This window comes from Dankookia sp. P2 (genome assembly GCF_050632255.1).
In the GTDB taxonomy this organism is placed as follows: Bacteria; Pseudomonadota; Alphaproteobacteria; order Acetobacterales; family Acetobacteraceae; genus Paracraurococcus.
The window spans coordinates 3,795,542-3,814,342 of the sequence record NZ_CP192581.1 but is presented as its reverse complement, the minus strand read 5'-3'; the positions used below and the strand labels follow the sequence as shown (position 1 = coordinate 3,814,342).

At 71.3% G+C, this 18,801-nt stretch carries 9 protein-coding genes and 2 pseudogenes; 5 read left to right on the top strand and 6 right to left on the bottom strand.

The genetic code is table 11. The annotated features are described in order from the left end of the window. Positions 1–28: 28 nt before the first annotated feature. Together ACQ86J_RS22395 and ACQ86J_RS22390 are read left to right on the top strand one after the other, a co-directional pair. Positions 29–2,404, top strand: a pseudogene (locus tag ACQ86J_RS22395) (xanthine dehydrogenase family protein molybdopterin-binding subunit). Between the two features lie 242 nt (positions 2,405–2,646). After that, the gene (locus ACQ86J_RS22390; protein WP_431267273.1) at positions 2,647–3,006 is read left to right on the top strand and encodes a response regulator; all 360 of its coding nucleotides are present in this window, start codon (positions 2,647–2,649) and stop codon (positions 3,004–3,006) included. A gap of 17 nt (positions 3,007–3,023) precedes the next feature. Here ACQ86J_RS22390 and ACQ86J_RS22385 read toward each other — a convergent pair whose 3' ends face one another. The 6 genes from ACQ86J_RS22385 to ACQ86J_RS22360 all read right to left on the bottom strand — a co-directional run bounded on the left by ACQ86J_RS22385 (position 3,024) and on the right by ACQ86J_RS22360 (position 9,815). Further along, entirely contained in the window at positions 3,024–6,002 is a 2,979-nt protein-coding gene (locus ACQ86J_RS22385) for a PAS domain-containing sensor histidine kinase (protein WP_431267272.1), read from the bottom strand. Continuing rightward, positions 5,963–6,412 carry a hypothetical protein gene (locus ACQ86J_RS22380; protein ID WP_431267271.1) on the bottom strand — a complete coding sequence of 150 codons (450 nt, stop codon included), beginning with the start codon at positions 6,410–6,412 and terminating at the stop codon, positions 5,963–5,965. The genes ACQ86J_RS22385 and ACQ86J_RS22380 overlap by 40 nt, the downstream gene beginning before the upstream one ends. 103 nt (positions 6,413–6,515) lie before the next feature. Beyond that, complete coding sequence (gene hemN, locus ACQ86J_RS22375) at positions 6,516–7,850, bottom strand: oxygen-independent coproporphyrinogen III oxidase (protein WP_431267270.1); 1,335 nt, start codon at positions 7,848–7,850, stop codon at positions 6,516–6,518. A 45-nt stretch (positions 7,851–7,895) separates the two neighbouring features. Then, positions 7,896–8,225: a cupin domain-containing protein gene (locus tag ACQ86J_RS22370; RefSeq protein ID WP_431267269.1), complete on the bottom strand. Its 330-nt coding sequence runs from the start codon at positions 8,223–8,225 to the stop codon at positions 7,896–7,898. A gap of 2 nt (positions 8,226–8,227) precedes the next feature. After that, the gene (locus tag ACQ86J_RS22365) at positions 8,228–9,436 is read right to left on the bottom strand and encodes an AtzE family amidohydrolase (RefSeq protein WP_431267268.1); all 1,209 of its coding nucleotides are present in this window, start codon (positions 9,434–9,436) and stop codon (positions 8,228–8,230) included. A 187-nt stretch (positions 9,437–9,623) separates the two neighbouring features. Beyond that, the gene (locus ACQ86J_RS22360; RefSeq protein WP_431267267.1) at positions 9,624–9,815 is read right to left on the bottom strand and encodes an AtzG-like protein; all 192 of its coding nucleotides are present in this window, start codon (positions 9,813–9,815) and stop codon (positions 9,624–9,626) included. Positions 9,816–10,008: 193 nt separating this feature from the next. On the opposite strand from ACQ86J_RS22360, the gene ACQ86J_RS22355 reads away from it, so the two are divergent. The 3 genes and pseudogenes from ACQ86J_RS22355 (at position 10,009) to glgB (ending at position 18,800) form a co-directional block, all read left to right on the top strand. Further along, a complete protein-coding gene (locus tag ACQ86J_RS22355; RefSeq protein WP_431267266.1) occupies positions 10,009–13,350 on the top strand; it encodes a maltotransferase domain-containing protein in 3,342 nt (1,113 codons plus the stop codon). Further along, positions 13,350–16,646: a maltose alpha-D-glucosyltransferase gene (gene treS, locus ACQ86J_RS22350; RefSeq protein ID WP_431267265.1), complete on the top strand. Its 3,297-nt coding sequence runs from the start codon at positions 13,350–13,352 to the stop codon at positions 16,644–16,646. Before ACQ86J_RS22355 ends, treS begins: the two co-directional genes overlap by 1 nt. Continuing rightward, positions 16,643–18,800: pseudogene (gene glgB, locus ACQ86J_RS22345) on the top strand (1,4-alpha-glucan branching protein GlgB). Before treS ends, glgB begins: the two are co-directional and overlap by 4 nt. Position 18,801: the final 1 nt, after the last annotated feature.

The following is an 18,801-nucleotide window of genomic DNA, read 5'->3' as shown; positions in this document are numbered from 1 at the left end:
CCTCAACCAACATCGCCGAGAGATATCCATGCCCGACAGCAACATGCCGGACCTTTCCCGCCTGAAATTCGGCGTCGGCCAGGCGGTGCCCCGGCAGGAAGACCCGATCCTGTTGCAGGGCCGCGGCCGCTACACCGACGACATCAGCCTGCCCGGCGAGCTCTACGCCGTCATGGTCCACGCAGCCCCTATGCGCATGGCGTCATCAAGGCGATCGAGACCGAGGCGGCGAAGGAGGTCCCCGGCGTGATGGGGGTCTTCACCGGCGCCGACCTCGAGGGCCATGGCTATGGCGCCATGCGCTGCGTGCTGCCGCTGAAGAATGCTGATGGCTCGCCGCTGAAGAACATCGAGCGGCCCTCGCTGGCCATGGACAAGGTCCGCTTCGTCGGCGACCCCGTCGCCTTCGTCGTGGCCGAGACGAAGCAGGCGGCGCGCGACGGCGCCGAGGCGGTCTTCGTCGACATCGACGTGCTGCCGGCGGTCACCGAGGCCTCGGCCGCCGCCGCGCCGGATGCGCCGCAGCTCTACGACCACTTGCCGGGCAATCTCTGCCTCGATTTTCACCATGGCGAGACCGAGAAGGTGGCCGCCGCCTTCGCCGCCGCCGCGCATGTGACCAAGCTGTCCATTCGCAACAACCGCGTCGTCGTCTGCGCGATGGAGCCGCGCAGCGCCATCGGCGAGTTCGACGCCGAGACCGGCCGCTACACCCTGCATGTCGGCAGCCAGGGCGTCTTCGGGCTGAAGGGCCAGATGGCGAACGACGTGCTGAAGGTGCCGCCGGAGAAGGTCCGCATCCTGACCGGCAATGTCGGCGGCAGCTTCGGGATGAAGGCCAGCGCCTATCCGGAATACCTCTGCCTGCTGCATGCGGCGAAGCTGCTGGGCAAGCCAGTGAAGTGGACGGACGAGCGGACCGGCAGCTTCCTGTCCGACAGCCATGGCCGCGACCATGAGGTGGATGCCGAGCTGGCGCTGGATGCCGAGGGCCGCGCGCTCGCCGTCCGCCTGACGGCCTATGCCAACATGGGCGGCTACCTGGCGACGGTGGCGCCGCTGATGGGCACCGGCAATTTCGTCAAGAACGTCCAGTCCAACTACGCGACGCCCTTGATCGAGGTGAACACCAAGTGCCTCGTCACCAACACCACCCCGGTCTCGGCGTACCGGGGTGCCGGGCGGCCGGAGGGCAACTACTTCTTCGAGCGGCTGCTGGAGCAGGCGGCGAAGGAGACCGGGCGCAGCGCGATCGAGCTGCGCCGCATCAACCACATCAAGCCCGACGCCTTCCCCTTCAAGGCCTCGACCGGCAGCGTCTACGATAGCGGCGACTTCTCCGCCGTGCTCGACCAGAGCGCTAAAGGCGGCGGACTGGGACGGCTTCGCGGCGCGGAAGGCCGAGAGCAAGGCCCGCGGCAAGCTGCGGGGACGGGGGATCGGCAATTTCCTCGAATGCACGGCACCGCCGATGAAGGAGCAGGGCGAGATCCGCTTCGGCGAGGACGGCACCGTCACCATCATCACCGGCACCCTCGACTACGGGCAGGGCCACTGGACGCCCTTCGCCCAGGTGCTGCACCAGACCCTCGGCGTGCCCTTCGAGAGCATCCGCCTGGTGCAGGGCGACTCGGACCTGCTCATCGCCGGCGGCGGCACCGGCGGCTCCAAGTCGCTGATGGCCTCGGGCGCGGCGATCGTCGAGGCGGCGCAGCTGGTGATCGAGAAGGGCCGCACCGCCGCGGCGCACATGCTGGAAGCCTCGGTCGCCGATATCGAGTTCGACCGGGACGGCGAGGGCCTCGGCCGCTTCACCATCGCCGGCACCGACCGCAGCATCGGCATCATGGAGCTGGCGCAGCGCATCCGCACCGCGAACAATCCGCCGCCCGACCTGCCCACCAGCCTCGACGTCCGGCACGTCTTCGGGGAGGCGCCGCAGGCCTACCCCAATGGCTGCCACGTCTGCGAGGTCGAGGTCGAGCCGGAGACCGGCCATGCCGAGGTGGTGCGCTACATGTCGGTCAACGACTTCGGCGTCATCGTCAATCCGCTGATGGTCGCGGGACAGGCACATGGCGGCATCGTCCAGGGCATCGGCCAGGCGCTGATGGAGCGCGTCGCCTATTCCGAGGAAGGCCAGCTGCTCTCCGGCAGCTACCAGGATTATTGCCTGCCGCGCGCCTCCGACCTGCCGGAGTTCGGCTTCGTCAGCCACCCCTCGCCCTGCACCACCAATCCGCTGGGCGCCAAGGGCTGCGGGGAGGCCGGCTGCGCCGGGTCGCTGCCGGCGGTGATGAACGCGGTGGTCGATGCCCTGTCCGAGTTCGGCATTAGCCATATTGACATGCCGGCCACCCCGGAAATCGTCTGGCGAGCGATCGCCGAGGCGAAGGCGTCTTGAAGGCCGGAAGTGTCTCCGGGAGGGCATTCGGAAGCCTTCCGGAACACACGTCTCCCCAAAGCGTGAGTCGCGCTATCCTTTTGCGCGTGTAAACAATTCCGACAACCATGGCCTGGTTGCAGAACCGGGCCTGACAGAACCGGGTTCTGGCAGTGAGCGGCAGTGCCCGCACGGCCGATGTGGTATCATCGGCCGTGCGATGCCTCGTCGCGATGCGACGCGGCCCCAGGAGGAGTGGAAGCATGACGAGGCTCACCGGACGCCGGGTTCTGGTCGTCGAAGACGAAGCGCTTGTCGCCATGCTGGTCGAGGACGCGCTGCTCGATGCCGGGGCGGCCGTGCTCGGGCCCGCTGCCACCGTGTCCGAGGCCCTGCAGCTGCTGGACCAGGAGAGCCCGGATGTCGCGGTGCTCGACCTGAACTTGGCCGGCGAGACCTCGACCCCGGTTGCCGATGTGCTGGCGAAGCGCGGCGTGCCCTTCGTGGTCGCCACCGGCTATGGCGCCGAAGGCCTGCCGGCCAGCCATTCGCACGTGCCGGTGCTGGCCAAGCCCTACGACCCGGACGACCTGACCGCGGCGCTCGGCCGGCTCTGCAATTGAGCTGATGGTGGCGGGGCTCAGCCCCCAGCCGCCGCGGCCATCGGCCCGGCCACCGTCTGCGGCAGCCAGAGCGTCACGACCGTGCCCTCACCGGGCGTGCTCTCGATCCGTAGCGCGCCGCCGGATTGGGCGGCGAAGCCATGCGCCATCGAGAGGCCGAGCCCACTGCCCTTGCCCACCTCCTTGGTGGTGAAGAAGGGCTCGGCGGCGCGGGCCAGGGTGGCGGCATCCATGCCCTCCCCCGAATCGGCGACCCGGATTCGTGCATAGGATCCCGCCGCAAGGCCCTGCGGGTTCTGCACGGCGACCGACTCGGCCGCTGCCTCCAGCCGCAGCGTGCCGCCGCCCGGCATGGCGTCCCGGCCGTTCAGCGCCAGGTTGAACAATACAAGCTCGAGCTGCATGCGGTCCGCCCGCAGGGGCGGCAGGCAGGCCGGCGCCTCGATCTCCAGCCGGATATCGGCGCCCAGCGGCCCGTGCAGCAGCGTCGCCAGGTCCTGCAGCAGTTCCGGCAGCGCCACCGGGCCGGATTGCAGCTGGTCCTGCCGGGCGAAGGCTTGCATGCGCCGGGTCAGCTCGGCGCCGCGCCCGGCGGCCTCCAGCGCGACCTTGGCATAGCGCTCCACCCGTTCGGGCTTGCCGGCGCTGCTGGCCAGCAATTGCAAGGCGCCGGTCAGCACCTGCAGCAGGTTGTTGAAGTCGTGCGCCACGCCGCCGGCGACGCGGCCCAGCGCCTCCAGCTTCTGCGCCTCGTGCAGCCGCGCCTCGGCCCGGTTGCGCTCGGTCATGTCGAGCAGGACGGAATAGCTGTTGGCGAAGCCGCCGGCGGCATTGTGCTCCGCCCGGGCGCGCACCAGCACGTCCACCACCTCGCCGTCGGCCCGCAGCATGCGGTACTCGACCTCCCGCACCTCGTCGCCGCTAAGGGCCAAGTCCTTGACCGCCGCCTCCCAGCGGGCGGCGCTCTCGGGCAGCATGAACTCCCCGGTTCGGCGGCCCAGCACCTCCTCGCGCCTGTAGCCGAGGAAGGCCAGCCATTCCTCGCTGACCCGGATCAGCCTGCCTTCCGCATCGACCGAATGGAAGGCCGCCGGGGTGCGGTCGTAGATGCGGCGCAACTCGCGCTCCCGGTCCGCCAGCTCGGCGGTCCGCGCTGCCACCGCCCGTTCCAGCGCCGCCTTGTCCTGCAGCAGCGCCGCCTCGGCCCGCTTGCGGTCGGTCAGGTCGAGGATGAAGGCGATGGTGTCCTCCCGCGCCTCCCCCACCAGGGCGAAGCCGACCAGGACGGACACGCGGCTGCCATCCGCGCGCTGGTATTCCTTCTCGTACGGCGTGCAGGCGCCCTTCTCGCGCGCCTCGGCAATGCCGGCGGCATCCGCCGGCAGCCATTCCGGCGGGGTCAGCGTGTCCCAGCGCAGCGTCCCGGCTTCCAGCGCCGCGCGGTCGGTGCCGGCCAGGCGAAGCAGGGCGTCGTTGGCGTCCAGGATCCGGCCATGGACGTCGCCACGCAGCACGCCGATCGGATTGGCTTCCAGCATCGCGCGCAATTCAGCCTCGCGGGCCCGCGCCTCGGTGATGTCGCGATTCACGCCCAGCATGCGGACCGGATGGCCGCCGGCATCCTTCATGATCCGACCGGTGGCCGACAGCCAGCGCTCCGCCGCGTCCGAGGCCCGGAGGATGCGGAACTCCGCCACCAGCATCCCACCCTCGTCGGTCAGCGCCGCATCCGTCGCCGCCTGCAGCGCCGCCCGGTCGGCCGGATGCACCAGCCCGAACCATTGCGCCATGTCGGGCGGCGGCAGCGCGGGGTCGAGTCCGAACAGCACATATTGCCGTTCCGACCAGACCTGCCGCCCGCTGGCCAGGTCGAGGTCCCAGCTGCCGATTCCGCCCGCCTCCTGCGCCAGGCGCAGCCGCGCCTCGCCCTCCCGCAGCGCGTCCTCGGTCGCGCGGCGGCCGGTGACGTCGCGCACCGCGCCGAGCGCCCGGAGCGGTCGCCCGGCCGCGTCGGTCACGACCTCGCCGCGGTCGTGCAGCCAGCGGATACGGCCATCCGGCAGCAGAATGCGGTATTCCAGCGCATAGGGCCCGGCCTCGGCCAGGATGTGGCGGATGCGCTCGCGCAGCCGCGGCCGGTCCTCGGGATGCAGCCGGGCCAGCCAGTGCTCGTAGTGCGCGGTCCAGGTCTGGTCGGCCTCGGGCAGCGGCACACCGTGCAGCGCGGCATATTCCCGCGTCGCCCGGCCGGTATCGGCTGGGATGTCCCATTCATAGGCGCCGATCTGCCCGGCCCGCTGCGCCAGGCGCAGCCGCTGCTCGCTCTCCTGCAGGGCGGCCTCGGATTTCCGGCAGTCGCCGAGCAGCCCGTCGAAGGCCCGCGCCAGGACCACCGCCTCGGCGAAGCCGCTGCCGGGCGGCAGGGCGGCCCGGCCGCCCTCCCGCTGCTGCCGCGCCGCGGCCTCGGCCAGCCGGTGCAGCGGCGCGGCCAGCCAGGCAGCGGCGAACCAGCCGATCAGCGCGGCGATAGCGGAGGCGGCCAGGCCAAAGAGCAGGATGTCGCGCTGCAGCGCCGCTGCCGGCGCCAGTGCCAGGGTCGCCGGCCGGCGCGCCAGCACCTGCCAGCCGAGGCCGGGATAGTCCTGCCAGCCCTGGGTCGGCGCGGCCGCGGCGAGGAAGTCCGCGCCGTCCGGGAAATCCACCGGCGCGTGGCCGATCGCCGCGAGGCCGAGATGCTGGCCGAGCAGCGCGGCCGGTCCCAACAGCACCTCGCCGGCGCGGGAGAGGATGAGGATCTCCGGCTCCCCCGGCCGCGGCGTGCCGACCACCTCCGAGGCCCAGCGCCAGTCGAGATGCGCGGCGACGACGCCGACCAGCCGGCCATCTACCCCACGAACCGGCGCCGCGAGGTCGACCAGGCGGAGCGGCGCCGCCTGGCCCAGCCGGCTGGCCAGCATCAGCGCCTCGTGCACGTCCTCGACCACCGGGCCGCGCATCGCCGCCCGCACGAAGGGCCGGCCGGAGGCATCATCGCCCTCCGCCAGCGCTGCCGGCTGTCCGCCACCACATGCCCGTTCGGCGCGATGAAGGCGAGCAGGGCATAGTTGGCATAGGTGTCGTGCAGATCGCGCAGGATGCTGCGACGCGTCTGCGGCGGGGTCTCCGGATCGCGCATCAGCGGCAGGCGGGTGGCGATCTGCACGTCGCGCCAGCGCGCGCCCATGTCGCGGTCGAGCCGCTCGGCGAAGCGGGACGCCGTGGATTCCAGCATGGCGAGCTGGTTCGCCCCCACCCGGCGAGACGCGGCGTCGCCCGCGAGCAGGCTGGTGGCCAGCGCGGCGAGCAACGCGATGCCGCCGAAGGCGGCGGCCAGGATGAGCCGAAGGGGTGGGTGCGACAGTACCATCACGGCGGCAGGTGGACGCCGCTTTTACCCGGCGCAGACTCGTTGCAGCCTAAAATAGACGTGACAAGGCGTCCTGACGGCCGGGTGGCTGGAGCGCGCCGTGTCACACCGCAGCACTGTGCCGGCCGGACCCGCTGCCGAGATAGGCGTCGAAACAGGCCGCGACATGCCGCACGTGCCGCCGCCCGGCCGCGGTGACGCGCAGCAGGTCGGGCGTCAGGTCGAGCAGCCCGTCCGCTTCCAACGACGCCAGCGCTGGCCGCACCTCCGCCACCAGGGCCGGCGGCAGGACGGCGAGGTCGAGCGCGAAGTCGCACATCACCCGCTCGATGCAATGCCGGCGCAGCCGGTCCTCGGCGGTCACCGCGCGGCCGCGGCGGATCGGCAGCGTGCCGGCCTCGACCGCCGCCACCCAGCGGCGCTCGTTCGGCTCGTTCTGGGCATAGCCGGCGGCCTCGATCCCGCCGATCGAGGAGGCGCCCATCCCCAGCAGCACCGGGGCTGCATCCGTGGTGTAGCCCTGGAAATTGCGCCGCAGCCTGCCCTCCCGGGCGGCCACGGCCATAGGGTCCGCCGGCCGGGCGAAGTGGTCGAGGCCGATCGCCTGGTAGCCCGCCGCGACCAGCACCTGCTCCGCCGTCTCAGCCTGCTGCAGGCGCTCGAGCGCGCCGGGCAGGTCTTCCGTGTGGATGGCGTTCTGGTGCGGCTTCATCCAGGGCACATGCGCATAGCCGAAGACCGCCACCCGGTCGGCGCCGAGTTCGGCGGCAAAGCGCGCCGTGGCGGCCACCCGGGCGCCGGTCTGGCCGGGCAGGCCGTACATCAGGTCGAGGTTGATGCCCCGGATGCCGGCGGTGCGCAGCCAGCCGACGCCTCGGGCCACCATCTCCTCCGGCTGGATGCGGCCGATGCGGCGCTGCACCGCGGGGTCGATGTCCTGCACGCCGAAGCTGGCGCGGGTGATGCCGCCCTCGGCCATGGCGGCGACGATGTCCTCGTCCAGCACCCGCGGGTCGAGCTCGATCGCCAGCTCGGCATCGGGGCGGATGCCGAAGGTGTCGCGCAGCCCGGCGAGCAGGGTCCGCAGCCCCGCGGCGCCGAGCGTGCTGGGCGTGCCGCCGCCGAGATGGATGGCGGCGACCCCGGCATGCGCCGGCAGCGCCGCCTTCAGCAGCGCCGCCTCCTGCAGCAGCGCGGCGCCGTAGCGGGCGATGCGGCCCTCGTTCCGCGTCACCGTGGTGTGGCAGCCGCAATACCAGCAGAGCGAGGCGCAATAGGGGATGTGGAGATAGAGGCTGAGCGGGTCCTCCGGCCGGATGCCGCCGAGCCAGCCGCGATACTCCGCTTCCCCGAGCGGGCCGAAATGCGGCGCCGTGGGGTAGGAGGTGTAGCGCGGGAGGTTGGCCAGCGCGTAGCCGATGGGGATGGGCTTGCTCATGCCGGGGATGCTGGCCGGGCCCGGCGCCGGGCGCCTTGCGCGGGATCAAGCGGGCGGGAGGTGCACCGCCAGCCACAGCGTCTCCATCGCCGGGTCTGTCCAGGCGACCCGGTGCCGGCAATGCGCGGGAAGGATGGCCCAGTCGCCTGGCGCCAGGGCGCGCTCCGTCCCGTCGGCGAAGCCGAGCCGCGCGGCGCCGGCCAGCAGCAGGACGAACTCGGACTCCGCCTGGTCGTACCACTGGCCCGGCGGGTCAGCCTGGCCACGGGAGGCGATGCGGACCACCCGCGCTCCGCCGCCGGCCAGCAGCTCGGAGAACGCCTCGCCGCCAGGCGGGGCGGCCGGCCCCTGCGTGATCCGGCCGAAGCGCGGCACGATCAGGCGGCGGCCGCGAAGGCGGGCGCGACCGGCGCGGCGCAGACCCCGGCCGTCTCCAGCGCCGCGGCAGCGCGGAACAGCAGCGCCTCGGTCCAAGGCTTGCCGATCAGCTGCACCCCGATCGGCAGCGCGCCCTCGGCATTCGGGACCGGCGCGGTCACCACCGGCAGGCCGATGCCACTGATCGGCTGGGTAAACAGGCCCATCGAAGGCCGGAGCGGCACCTGCACCCCGTCCAGCTCCAGCATCTCCTGGCCGATCGGCGTCGCCGGCACGGGCGTCGCGGGCGCCAGCAGGATGTCCCAGTCCGCCATCGCCGCTCGCATGCTGTCGCGTGCCAGGCCGCGCACCCGCTGGGCGTGGTTCACCCAGGCGGCCGGCAGCAGGGCGCCAGCCAGCAGCCGGTCCTGGGTCAGCGGCTCGTAGTCTTCGTAACAGGTCCGCAGCGTCGGCAGGTGCAGCGCCGCGCCTTCCGATGAGGTGATCAGGAAGGCGGCGGCGCGGCAGGCCTCGGCCAGGTCCCATTCCACCACCTGCGTCGCCCCCAGCGTCCCGGCCACGGCGGCGACGGCTCGGCGCGCCGCAGACGATTGCTGCCGGCCGAACCAGCCGCCCAGCACCGCCACACGCAGCCCGGAGAGCCCGCCGCCGAGGCCTGGCGTCACCATCTCCGGCGGCTGCGGCGCCTGCGCCGGGTCGGCCGGGTCGAGTCCCTGCAGCGCATCATAGGCCGCGGCCAGGTCGCCGACGCTGCAGGCGAAGGGGCCGACATGGTCCAGCGAATAGACGAAGGGGAAGGAGCCGTGCCGCGACAGCCGCCCATAGGTCGGCTTCAGCCCCCAGATGCCGTTCAGCGAGGCCGGCACCCGGATCGACCCATTGGTGTCGGTGCCAAGCGAGATCGGTACCAGCCCGGCCGCCACCGCCGCGCCGGAGCCGCCGGAGGAGCCGCCGGCGATGCGGGTCAGGTCATGCGGGTTGCGCGCCGGCCCGTCATGGCTGTTCTCGGTGGTGAAGCCATAGGCGAACTCGTCCATGTTCAGCGCGCCGACGCAGATCGCCCCGGCGGCTTCCAGCTGCCGTACCAGGAAGGCGTCCCGGGTGGCAGACGGCGCGTTGCGGCGGATCTTGCTGCCGGCAAGCGTGGGCAGGCCCGCCAGGTCGAAGAGGTTCTTCGCGGCGTAGGGCACCCCGGCCAGCGGACCCACGGTCTCCCCGCCGCGATGCGCGCATCGATGGCAGCGGCATCGGCCAATGCCCGCTCGGCAAGCACGGCGGTGAAGGCATTGACCGTCGGATTGTGCACCGCGATGCGGGCCAATGCGGCCTGCACCACCGCCGCCGCCGTGGTCTCCCGGGCGCGGATGCGGGCGGCGGTGTCGAGCGCGGGGTTGCTCATGGCCGGTAGACCGGGGCGGGCTCGGCCGTCTTGGTGAGTTGCACCGCGAAGGCGGGGGCGGCGATCCGCACCACCAGCGCCAGCGCCGCGGCGACCCGGGCCTGCCGTTCCGCATCCAGCACCAGCCCCACGGCAGGGGCCACGGCGGCGACATGCGCGGCGGGATCGAAGCGGTCAGGGTCTAGCATCGGCGGGCCTCCTCGGGCGGGTCGCATCCTCCCATGCCGGAATCGTGCCGCCCAGCCTCGCGCCCCTTCTCGCGACCGCTCTCGCAGCGGTGATGGCGCCGATCCCGCCCCAGGGCGTTTCGCGCCGGGCATGGATACGGGGGTAACTATGGCGTCTCGACGCGGCGGCAAGCCGAAGACCATGGCGCGCGCCATGGCCGAACCGGTCATGGCCGAGCCGCAGGCGCCGCCCATCCTGCCGGAATCCTCCACCCGGGTGGCGGCGCCGCGGCTCTACCTGCTGCATCCGCTACTGGTCGGGCCGCTGCCCGCCTGGGATGCCGCCTTCGCCCGGGTCGCCGGGCTCGGCTTCGACGCGGCCCTGCTCGCCCCGGTTTTCGCGCCGGGGCCGAGCGGCAACATCTTCCACCTGGGGGACCCGGACGCGGCGCACCCGATCCTGGAAGCCACCGGCGATGCGGTGGCGACGCTCGCCGAGCTCGCCACCAAGGCGAAAGCGGCCGGGCTGGCGCTCTATCTCGACATCGTGCTGGACCGCGTGGCGGCCGGCGGCGCGCTGCATGCCGCCCAGCCCGGCTGGTTCGAGACCGAGGCCCAGGCCGGCCCGCCTGATCCGCGCCAGGCGCCGCCCGAGCGCGGCACCGCCCGCGCCCGCTGGGAAGAGCCGGCAGTGGCCGAGGCCCTCGGCGGCTGGTGGGAGGACCGCCTGCGCCGCCTCGCCGCGGCCGGCATCACCGGGTTCCGCTGCGACCTGCCGACGCGGGTGCCGGCCGCGATCTGGCGCCGGCTGACGGCGGCGCTGCCGCAGGCCCGCTTTCTCGCCTGGACCGCCGGCGTCCCGGCCCCCGAGCTGCCCGCCCTGGCCGGGACCGGCTTCGCCGCGGTCTTCGACAGCCTGGGCTGGTGGGATGTCGAGGGGTCCTGGCTGGTCGAGGAGGCGGCGCGCCTCTCGGCCATCGCCCCCATTGTCTCGACGGTTGAGGCGCCGTTCGGGCCACGCTTGGCGGCGCGCGACGCCGATGCCTGGACCGCCGAGCGCGCAGCGCGGCGGCACCTGCAATTGGCGGCCGGGCTCGGCGCCGGGCTGCTGGTGCCGATGGGCTTCGAATACGGCGCCCGCCGGCCGCTCGATGCGGCGCGCGACCGGCCGGGCGACTGGGAGTGGTTGCAGCGCCAGGCGAGCTTCGACCTCTCGGCCACGCTGCGCGCCGCCAATGCGGCGATCGCCGCGCGGGCGCTGGCCCGGGCGGAGCTGCGCCCGCTATCGGGCCCCGGCGCGCCAGTCGCGGCGTTGCTGCGCGCCGCCGGCCCGGATGCGCGGGAGGCCCGGGCGGCCACCCTGATCCTGGCCAATCCCGATCTGCGCGGCAGCGCCAGCGTGGCGCTTTCCAGCCTGCTGCCCGGCGCCGGCGGCGCCTTCACCCGGTTCCGCCCGGTCGCGCCGGCGCAGGGGGTGCCGCTGACCCCGACTGCGGTGGTGCAGCTCGACCCAGGCGAGGTCCGGCTGTTCGAGGCCGAGGCGCCCCGGCCGATCCTGCCGGCCGGGGCGCCCGTGCTTCCGGGGCCCGGCGCCGCGCCCGAAGCCGGCGTGCTGGCCGCCGCGGCCTCGCCGCGCATCGGGATCGAGGCCGTGTCCCCGGCGGTGGAGGATGGCCGCTTCCCGGTGAAGCGGATCGTCGGCGAGGTGGTCGAGGTCACCTGCGACCTGATCTGCGACGGCCACGACCAGCTGGGTGCCGTGCTGCAGTGGCGGGCGGCGGACGAGGCCGAGTGGACCGAGTGCCGGATGACGCCGCTCGGCAATGATCGCTGGATGGCGCGCTTCCCGCTGGAGCGCATGGGCCGCTACGTCTTCGCGGTCGAGACCTGGCGCGACGCCTTCGCCACCTTCCGCTACGAGCTGGAGAAGAAGCACGCCGCGAATGTCCCGATCGGGCTGGAGCTGGAGGAAGGCCGCATCCTGGTCACCAAGGCCGGGCAGCGAGCCGGTGGTGCGCTGTCCGACCTGGCCGAGCGGCTGCAGGGCGCGGCGGACCCGGAGCGGCTGACCCTGCTGATGTCGAAGGAGACGGTCGATTTCATGGCCGCCGCCGACGACCGCCCCTTCCGCGCCCGCAGCGCCGATATGCCGCTTGAGGCCGAGCGCACCGGCGCCGGCTTCGCCAGCTGGTACGAGCTGTTTCCGCGCAGCCAAAGCGGCGACGCCAACCGGCACGGCACCTTCGACGACGTCATCCGCCGCCTGCCGCATATCCGCGGCATGGGCTTCGACGTGCTGTACTTCCCACCGATCCACCCGATCGGCACCGCCTTCCGCAAGGGCCGCAACAACACCCTGACGCCGGGTCCGGACGATCCCGGCAGCCCTTATGCAATCGGCTCCGAGGAGGGCGGACACGACACCATCCACCCGCAGCTCGGCACGCTGGAGGATTTCCGCCGCCTGGTCGCCGCGGCGCGGGAGGAAGGGCTGGAGCTGGCGCTCGACTTCGCCGTGCAGTGCAGCCAGGACCATCCCTGGCTGAAGCAGCACCCGGGCTGGTTCGACTGGCGGCCCGACGGCACGATCAAGTACGCCGAGAACCCGCCGAAGAAGTACCAGGACATCGTCAACGTCGACTTCTACAACGGGGACGCGGTGCCGTCGCTCTGGACGACGCTGCGCGACGTTGTGCGCTTCTGGGTTGATCAAGGCGTGCGGCTGTTCCGGGTGGACAACCCGCACACCAAGCCTTTCCCCTTCTGGGAATGGCTGATCGCCGATATCCGCGCGCAATGCCCGGATGCGGTGTTCCTGGCCGAGGCTTTCACCCGGCCGAAGGTCATGTACCGCTTGGCCAAGATCGGTTTCGGCCAGTCCTACACCTATTTCACTTGGCGAAACGAGAAGGCGGAAATCCAGGAATATCTGGAGGAGCTGGCGAACACCGCTCCACGCGACTTCTTCCGCCCGCATTTCTTCGTCAACACGCCCGACATCAACCCGCCCTTCCTGCAGACTGGCGGCCGCGCCGGCCACCTGATCCGCGCCGCGTTGGCGACTACGCTTTCAGGGCTCTGGGGCATGTATCAGGGCTTCGAGCTGTGCGAGGCGGCGCCGCTGCCAGGGCGCGAGGAATACCTGGATTCCGAGAAATACGAGATCCGCGTCTGGCCGGACCGCCGGCCGGGCGACATCGTCGAGGAGATCACCCGCCTGAACATGATCCGCCGTGCCAATCCCGCCCTGCAGACGCATCTGGGTGTCGCCTTCCACAATGCCTTCAATGACCAGGTGCTCTGGTACCGGAAGGCCACTGCGGACCGCGGAAACGTGGTTCTCTGTGCCGTCAGCCTCGACCCGCGCAACGTGCAGGAAGCGGCGGTGGAGTTACCCTTGTGGGAATGGGGGCTGCCGGACCATGCGGCGCTGGAGGCGGAGGACCTGATGACGGGGCGGCAATTCACCTGGACCGGCAAGGTGCAGCGGCTGCGGCTCGATCCCGGGGCGCTGCCCTTCGGCCTGTGGCGCGTGCGTCCGGCGGGGGGCGTCTGATGGCCCGCGACAACGGCGACAGCGCCAAGCTGCGCCATGCCCGGAAGGCGGCGGATGCGCGGGAGCCGCAATGGTACCGCGACGCGGTGGTCTACCAGCTTCACGTGAAGAGCTTCTTCGACGCCAATGACGACGGCATCGGCGACTTCGCCGGGCTGCTGCAGAAGCTGGACTACATTGCCGAGCTCGGCGTGGACACGCTGTGGTTGCTGCCCTTCTATCCGAGCCCGCTGCGCGACGACGGCTACGACATCGCCGACTACCGCGGGGTCAACCCCAGCTACGGCACGGCCCAGGATGTTCGCCGTTTCGTGCGAGAAGCGCATGCGCGCGGGCTGAAGGTGATCACCGAGCTGGTCATCAACCACACCAGCGACCAGCATCCCTGGTTCCAGCGGGCCCGCGCCGCCCCGCCCGGCTCCTCCCACCGCGACTACTACGTCTGGTCGGAGACCGACCAGAGGTACACCGACACGCGGATCATCTTCCTCGACACCGAGAAATCCAACTGGACCTTCGACCCAGTGGCCGGGCAGTACTTCTGGCACCGCTTCTACAGCCACCAGCCGGACCTGAACTTTGAGAATCCGCGCGTGCTGTCGGAAGTGCTGAACGTCATGCGCTTCTGGCTGGACACCGGGATCGACGGGTTGCGGCTCGACGCCGTGCCCTACCTGCGGGAACGGGAGGGCACGAACAACGAGAACCTGCCGGAGACGCACGAGGTTCTGAAGCTGATCCGCGCTAAGCTGGACCAGGGCTACCAGGGTCGCCTGCTGCTGGCCGAGGCCAATCAGTGGCCGGAGGATACCCAGCAGTATTTCGGTGCCGGCGACGAATGCCACATGGCCTTCCACTTCCCGCTGATGCCCCGGATGTACATGGGCATCGCGCAGGAGGACCGCTTCCCGATCACCGACATCCTGCGGCAGACCCCGGACATCCCGGATGGCTGCCAATGGGCCATCTTCCTGCGCAACCACGACGAACTCACCCTGGAGATGGTGACCGACCGGGAGCGTGACTATCTCTGGTCCACCTATGCCGCCGACAAACGGGCGCGCATCAACCTCGGCATTCGCCGCCGTCTGGCGCCGCTGCTGGAGCGCGACCGCCGCCGGATCGAGCTGATGAACGGGCTGCTGCTGTCGATGCCCGGCACGCCGGTGATCTACTACGGCGACGAGATCGGCATGGGCGACAACATCTTCCTGCGTGACCGCGACGGCGTGCGGACGCCGATGCAGTGGTCGCCCGATCGCAACGGCGGGTTCAGCAAGGCCGATCCCGCCGCGCTGGTGCTGCCGCCGCTGCAGGACGCGATGTACGGCTTCCAGGCCGTCAACGTGGAAACCCAGGCGCGCGACCCGCATTCGCTGCTGAACTGGATGCGGCGCATGCTGGCGGTGCGCAAGCGAAGCCGCGCCTTTGGCCGTGGCGCGATGCGCCTGCTTTATCCCGCCAACCGCAAGGTGCTGGCCTATCTGCGGGAGCATGAGGACGACACCATCCTCTGCGTCTTCAATCTTTCGCGCTCGGCCCAGGCAGTGGAGCTCGACCTCTCCGCCTGCGCCGGCCGCGTGCCGGTGGAGATGCTCGGCGGCACCAGCTTCCCGCCGATCGGCCAGTTGCCCTACCTGCTGACCCTGCCGCCCTACGGCTTCTACTGGTTCGTGCTGGCGACCGAGAAGGCGCTGCCGCCCTGGCATGCGCCGTCGCCGGAGCCGCTGCCGGACCTCCGCACCCTTGTTCTGAAGGCTGACGTGAAGGAACTCCTCGGTGCCGCCGTGCGCGGCGATCTCGAACAGAACGTCCTGCCGGAATACCTGCCGAAGCGCCGCTGGTTTGCGGCCAAGGGGGAGAGGCTGGAAGGCGTGCGCCTCTCCGCCATCGCCGCTCTGCCGGAAGCCAAGGGCGCGGTGGTGCTGGCCGAGGTCGAGGCCCGCCTGCCCGGCCGCACCGAACGCTACTGCCTGCCGCTGGCGGGCGTGGAGGACGCCGAGGGCGTCGGGCCGCTGGCGGCGCAGCTTGCCTTGGCGCGGCTGCGGCAGGGCCGGCGCGTCGGCTTTCTAACCGATGCCTTCACCGACAACCGCATGCCGCCGGCGGTGATGCACGCGCTCCGGGACGGGCTGGTGCTGCCGAGCGACGATGGCGAGATCCGCTTCCACGCCACCTCGCGCCTGGCGGACGTCGCGGTGCCGGACAACCCGGAGATCCGCCGGCTCTCGGCCGAGCAGTCCAACTCCTCCCTCATCTACGGGGAGCTGGTGGTGCTGAAGATCATCCGCCGCATCAATCCCGGCATCCATCCGGAAGCAGAGGTGACCCGCTACCTGACCGAGCAGGGCTTCGCCAATACCGCGCCGCTGCTGGGCGAGGTGGTGCGGATCGCGCCTGACGGCACGCCCAATACGTTGATGCTGGCGCAGGGCTTCGTCCGCAACCAGGGCGATGGCTGGGGCTGGACGCAGGACTGGCTGCACCGCGCGGTGGACGAGGCGGCGCTGACCGACGCGCCGCCGGACGATCCCTTCGCGGGCTACCTCTCCTTCGCAACCGCGCTCGGCACCCGGCTGGGCGAGTTGCATGCCGCCCTGGCACGGCCGACCGACCAGCCCGCCTTCGCGCCCGAGCCGGCGACCGAGGCGGATCGCGCCGCCTGGGCAGCCGGCGCGCTGGCGCAGCTCGAGCCGGCACTCGAGCTGTTGCGCGGCCGCGACCTGCCGGCGGATGCGAAGCCGCATGCCGAGCGCCTGCTGGACCTGGCCGAGGCGCTGCGGGCGGCGACCCATCGCCTGGCGCAATCGGCCGACGGCGCGCTGAAGACCCGCGTGCATGGCGACTTCCACCTCGGCCAGGTGCTGGTTGCGCAGGGCGATGCGGTGATCGTCGATTTCGAGGGCGAGCCGGCGCGGCCGCTCGAGGAACGCCGCGCCAAGGGCAGCCCGCTGCGCGACGTTTCCGGCCTGCTGCGCAGCTTCGACTACGCGGCGCATGTGGCGACGGCGACCGAATCCTCGGCCGCCTCCGCCGCCGCACCGGTCGAGCGCCGCGCGGCCTTGATCGCCCGATGGCAGCAGGAGACGGAACGTGCCTTCCTCGATGCCTATCGGGCGGTGGAGACCGCGGCGGCCAACCCCTGGGTGCCCGCGGGCGCCGAGGCAGCGCTGATCGATCTCTTCCTGATCGAGAAGGCGGCCTATGAAATCCGCTATGAAGCGGCGAATCGCCCGGCCTGGATCGGAGTCCCGCTCCGTGGCCTGGCGACCCTGGCGGAACGGATCACGGCATGAATCAAGCTTATGATGCGCTGGCCGCGGGTCGTCATGGCGACCCGTTCTCCCTGCTCGGCCAGCATGGCGGCGAGGTGCGAACCTTCCAGCCCGGCGCCCGCGGCGTTACCGTCCTCGCGCGCGATGGCGGGGCGGAGCTCGGCCGGCTGGAACAGGTGCACCCGGCCGGCATCTTCGCCGGCAAGGTCGCCAGCACCGTGCCCTACCGTCTCCGCGTCGACTGGCCCGGCCTGCCGCAGGAAACCGAGGACCCCTACAGCTTCGGCCTACTGCTCGGCCCGCTCGACATTCACCTGTTCGCCGAGGGCCGGCATTTCGAGCTGGCGAAGGTCTTCGGCGCCCAGGCGATGGTGGTGGAGGGCGTGCCCGGCGTGCGCTTCGCGCTGTGGGCACCGAACGCGCGCCGCGTCTCGGTTGTCGGCGACTTCAACGGCTGGGACGGCCGCCGTCACCCGATGCGGCTGCGCGCCGAGGCGGGGGTATGGGAAGCTGTTCGTCCCGCGCCTGCTGCCCGGCGCGACCTACAAGTTCGAATTGCTCGGCGCCGATGGCGCGGTGCTGCCGCTGAAGGCCGACCCGCTGGCCCAGGCGACCGAGCACCCGCCAGCCACCGCTTCCCGCGTCATGGATCCGGCGCCCTTCGCCTGGACCGACGCGGACTGGATGGCGCGGCGCGGCGCCGCCCAGGCGGTGGATGCGCCGATTGCGATCTACGAGGTGCATGCCGGGTCCTGGTGGCGCGACGATGCCGGTGACTCGCCCGACTGGGACCGGCTGGCCGACCGGCTGATCCCCTATGTGCAGGGTATGGGCTTCACCCACCTGCAATTCCTGCCGATCATGGAACACCCCTTCGGCGGGTCCTGGGGCTACCAGCCGCTGTCGATGTTCGCGCCTTCCGCGCGCTTCGGGCCGACCAGCGGCTTCGCGCATTTCGTCGACCGCGCCCATGCGGCGGGGATCGGTGTGATACTCGACTGGGTGCCGGCGCATTTTCCGACCGATGCGCATGGACTTTATCAGTTCGACGGTACGCATCTCTACGAGCATGCCGACCCGCGCGAGGGATTCCACCAGGACTGGAACACCGCGATCTACAATTTCGGCCGCAACGAGGTGCGCGGCTTCCTGCTCGCCAGCGCGATCCATTGGCTTGAGCATTTCCATGTTGACGGGCTGCGCGTCGATGCCGTGGCCTCCATGCTGTACCGCGACTATTCGCGGAAGGCCGGAGAGTGGATCCCGAACCGCCATGGCGGGCGGGAGAACCTCGAGGCTGTCGCTTTTCTGCAGGAGCTCAACGCCGTCGTCGCCGAGCGCTGCCCCGGCGCGGTGATGATCGCCGAGGAAAGCACCGCCTGGCCCGGCGTGACGAAGCCGACGAGCGAAGGCGGGCTCGGCTTCCAGTACAAGTGGAACATGGGGTGGATGCACGACACGCTCCACTACATCGAACAGGATCCGGTCAACCGGAAGTACCACCACGACAGCATGACCTTCGGCCTGGTCTACGCCTGGTCCGAACGCTTCGTACTGCCGCTCAGCCATGACGAGGTGGTCTATGGCAAGGGTTCGCTGCTGCGGAAGATGCCGGGCGACCACTGGCAGCAATTCGCCAACCTGCGCGCCTATCTCGGCTTCATGTGGACCCATCCCGGCAAGAAGCTGATCTTCATGGGCGGCGAGATTGCTCAGCCGGCCGAGTGGAACCACGATGCCGCCCTGGCCTGGCCGCTGCTGGACGACCCGCGGCATCGCGGCATCCAGCGCCTGGTGCACGACCTGAACACGGCCTATCGCCGGCTGCCGGCGCTGCACCGGCAGGACGCCTCGCCCGAGGGGTTCCGCTGGGTCATCGGCGACGACCGGGCGCAGAGCGTCTTTGCCTATTTGCGCCTGGGCGCAGCGGGCGATCCGCCGGCGCTGGTGGTCGTCAATCTGACGCCGGTGCCGCGCCATGCCTACCGGATCGGTGTGCCGCAGCCGGGCACCTGGCATGAGGTGCTGAACAGCGACGGCGGCGCCTATGGCGGCACCAACAGCGGCAATGGCGGGGCGATCGAGGCGGAATCGCTGCCGAGCCACGGCTTTGCCGATAGCCTCTCGGTCTTCCTTCCGCCACTCGCCACCCTGATCCTGTCGCCGCAAGGATAGC

What these genes read in the sequence shown, in the direction of transcription:
- ACQ86J_RS22390 (WP_431267273.1), top strand. Translation starts at nt 2,647, where the DNA reads ATGACGAGGCTCACCGGACGCCGGGTTCTGGTCGTCGAAGACGAAGCG.
- ACQ86J_RS22385 (WP_431267272.1), bottom strand. Translation starts at nt 6,002, where the DNA reads ATGCGCGGCCCGGTGGTCGAGGACGTGCACGAGGCGCTGATGCTGGCC.
- ACQ86J_RS22380 (WP_431267271.1), bottom strand. Translation starts at nt 6,412, where the DNA reads ATGGTACTGTCGCACCCACCCCTTCGGCTCATCCTGGCCGCCGCCTTC.
- hemN (WP_431267270.1), bottom strand. Translation starts at nt 7,850, where the DNA reads ATGAGCAAGCCCATCCCCATCGGCTACGCGCTGGCCAACCTCCCGCGC.
- ACQ86J_RS22360 (WP_431267267.1), bottom strand. Translation starts at nt 9,815, where the DNA reads ATGCTAGACCCTGACCGCTTCGATCCCGCCGCGCATGTCGCCGCCGTG.
- ACQ86J_RS22355 (WP_431267266.1), top strand. Translation starts at nt 10,009, where the DNA reads ATGGCCGAACCGGTCATGGCCGAGCCGCAGGCGCCGCCCATCCTGCCG.
- treS (WP_431267265.1), top strand. Translation starts at nt 13,350, where the DNA reads ATGGCCCGCGACAACGGCGACAGCGCCAAGCTGCGCCATGCCCGGAAG.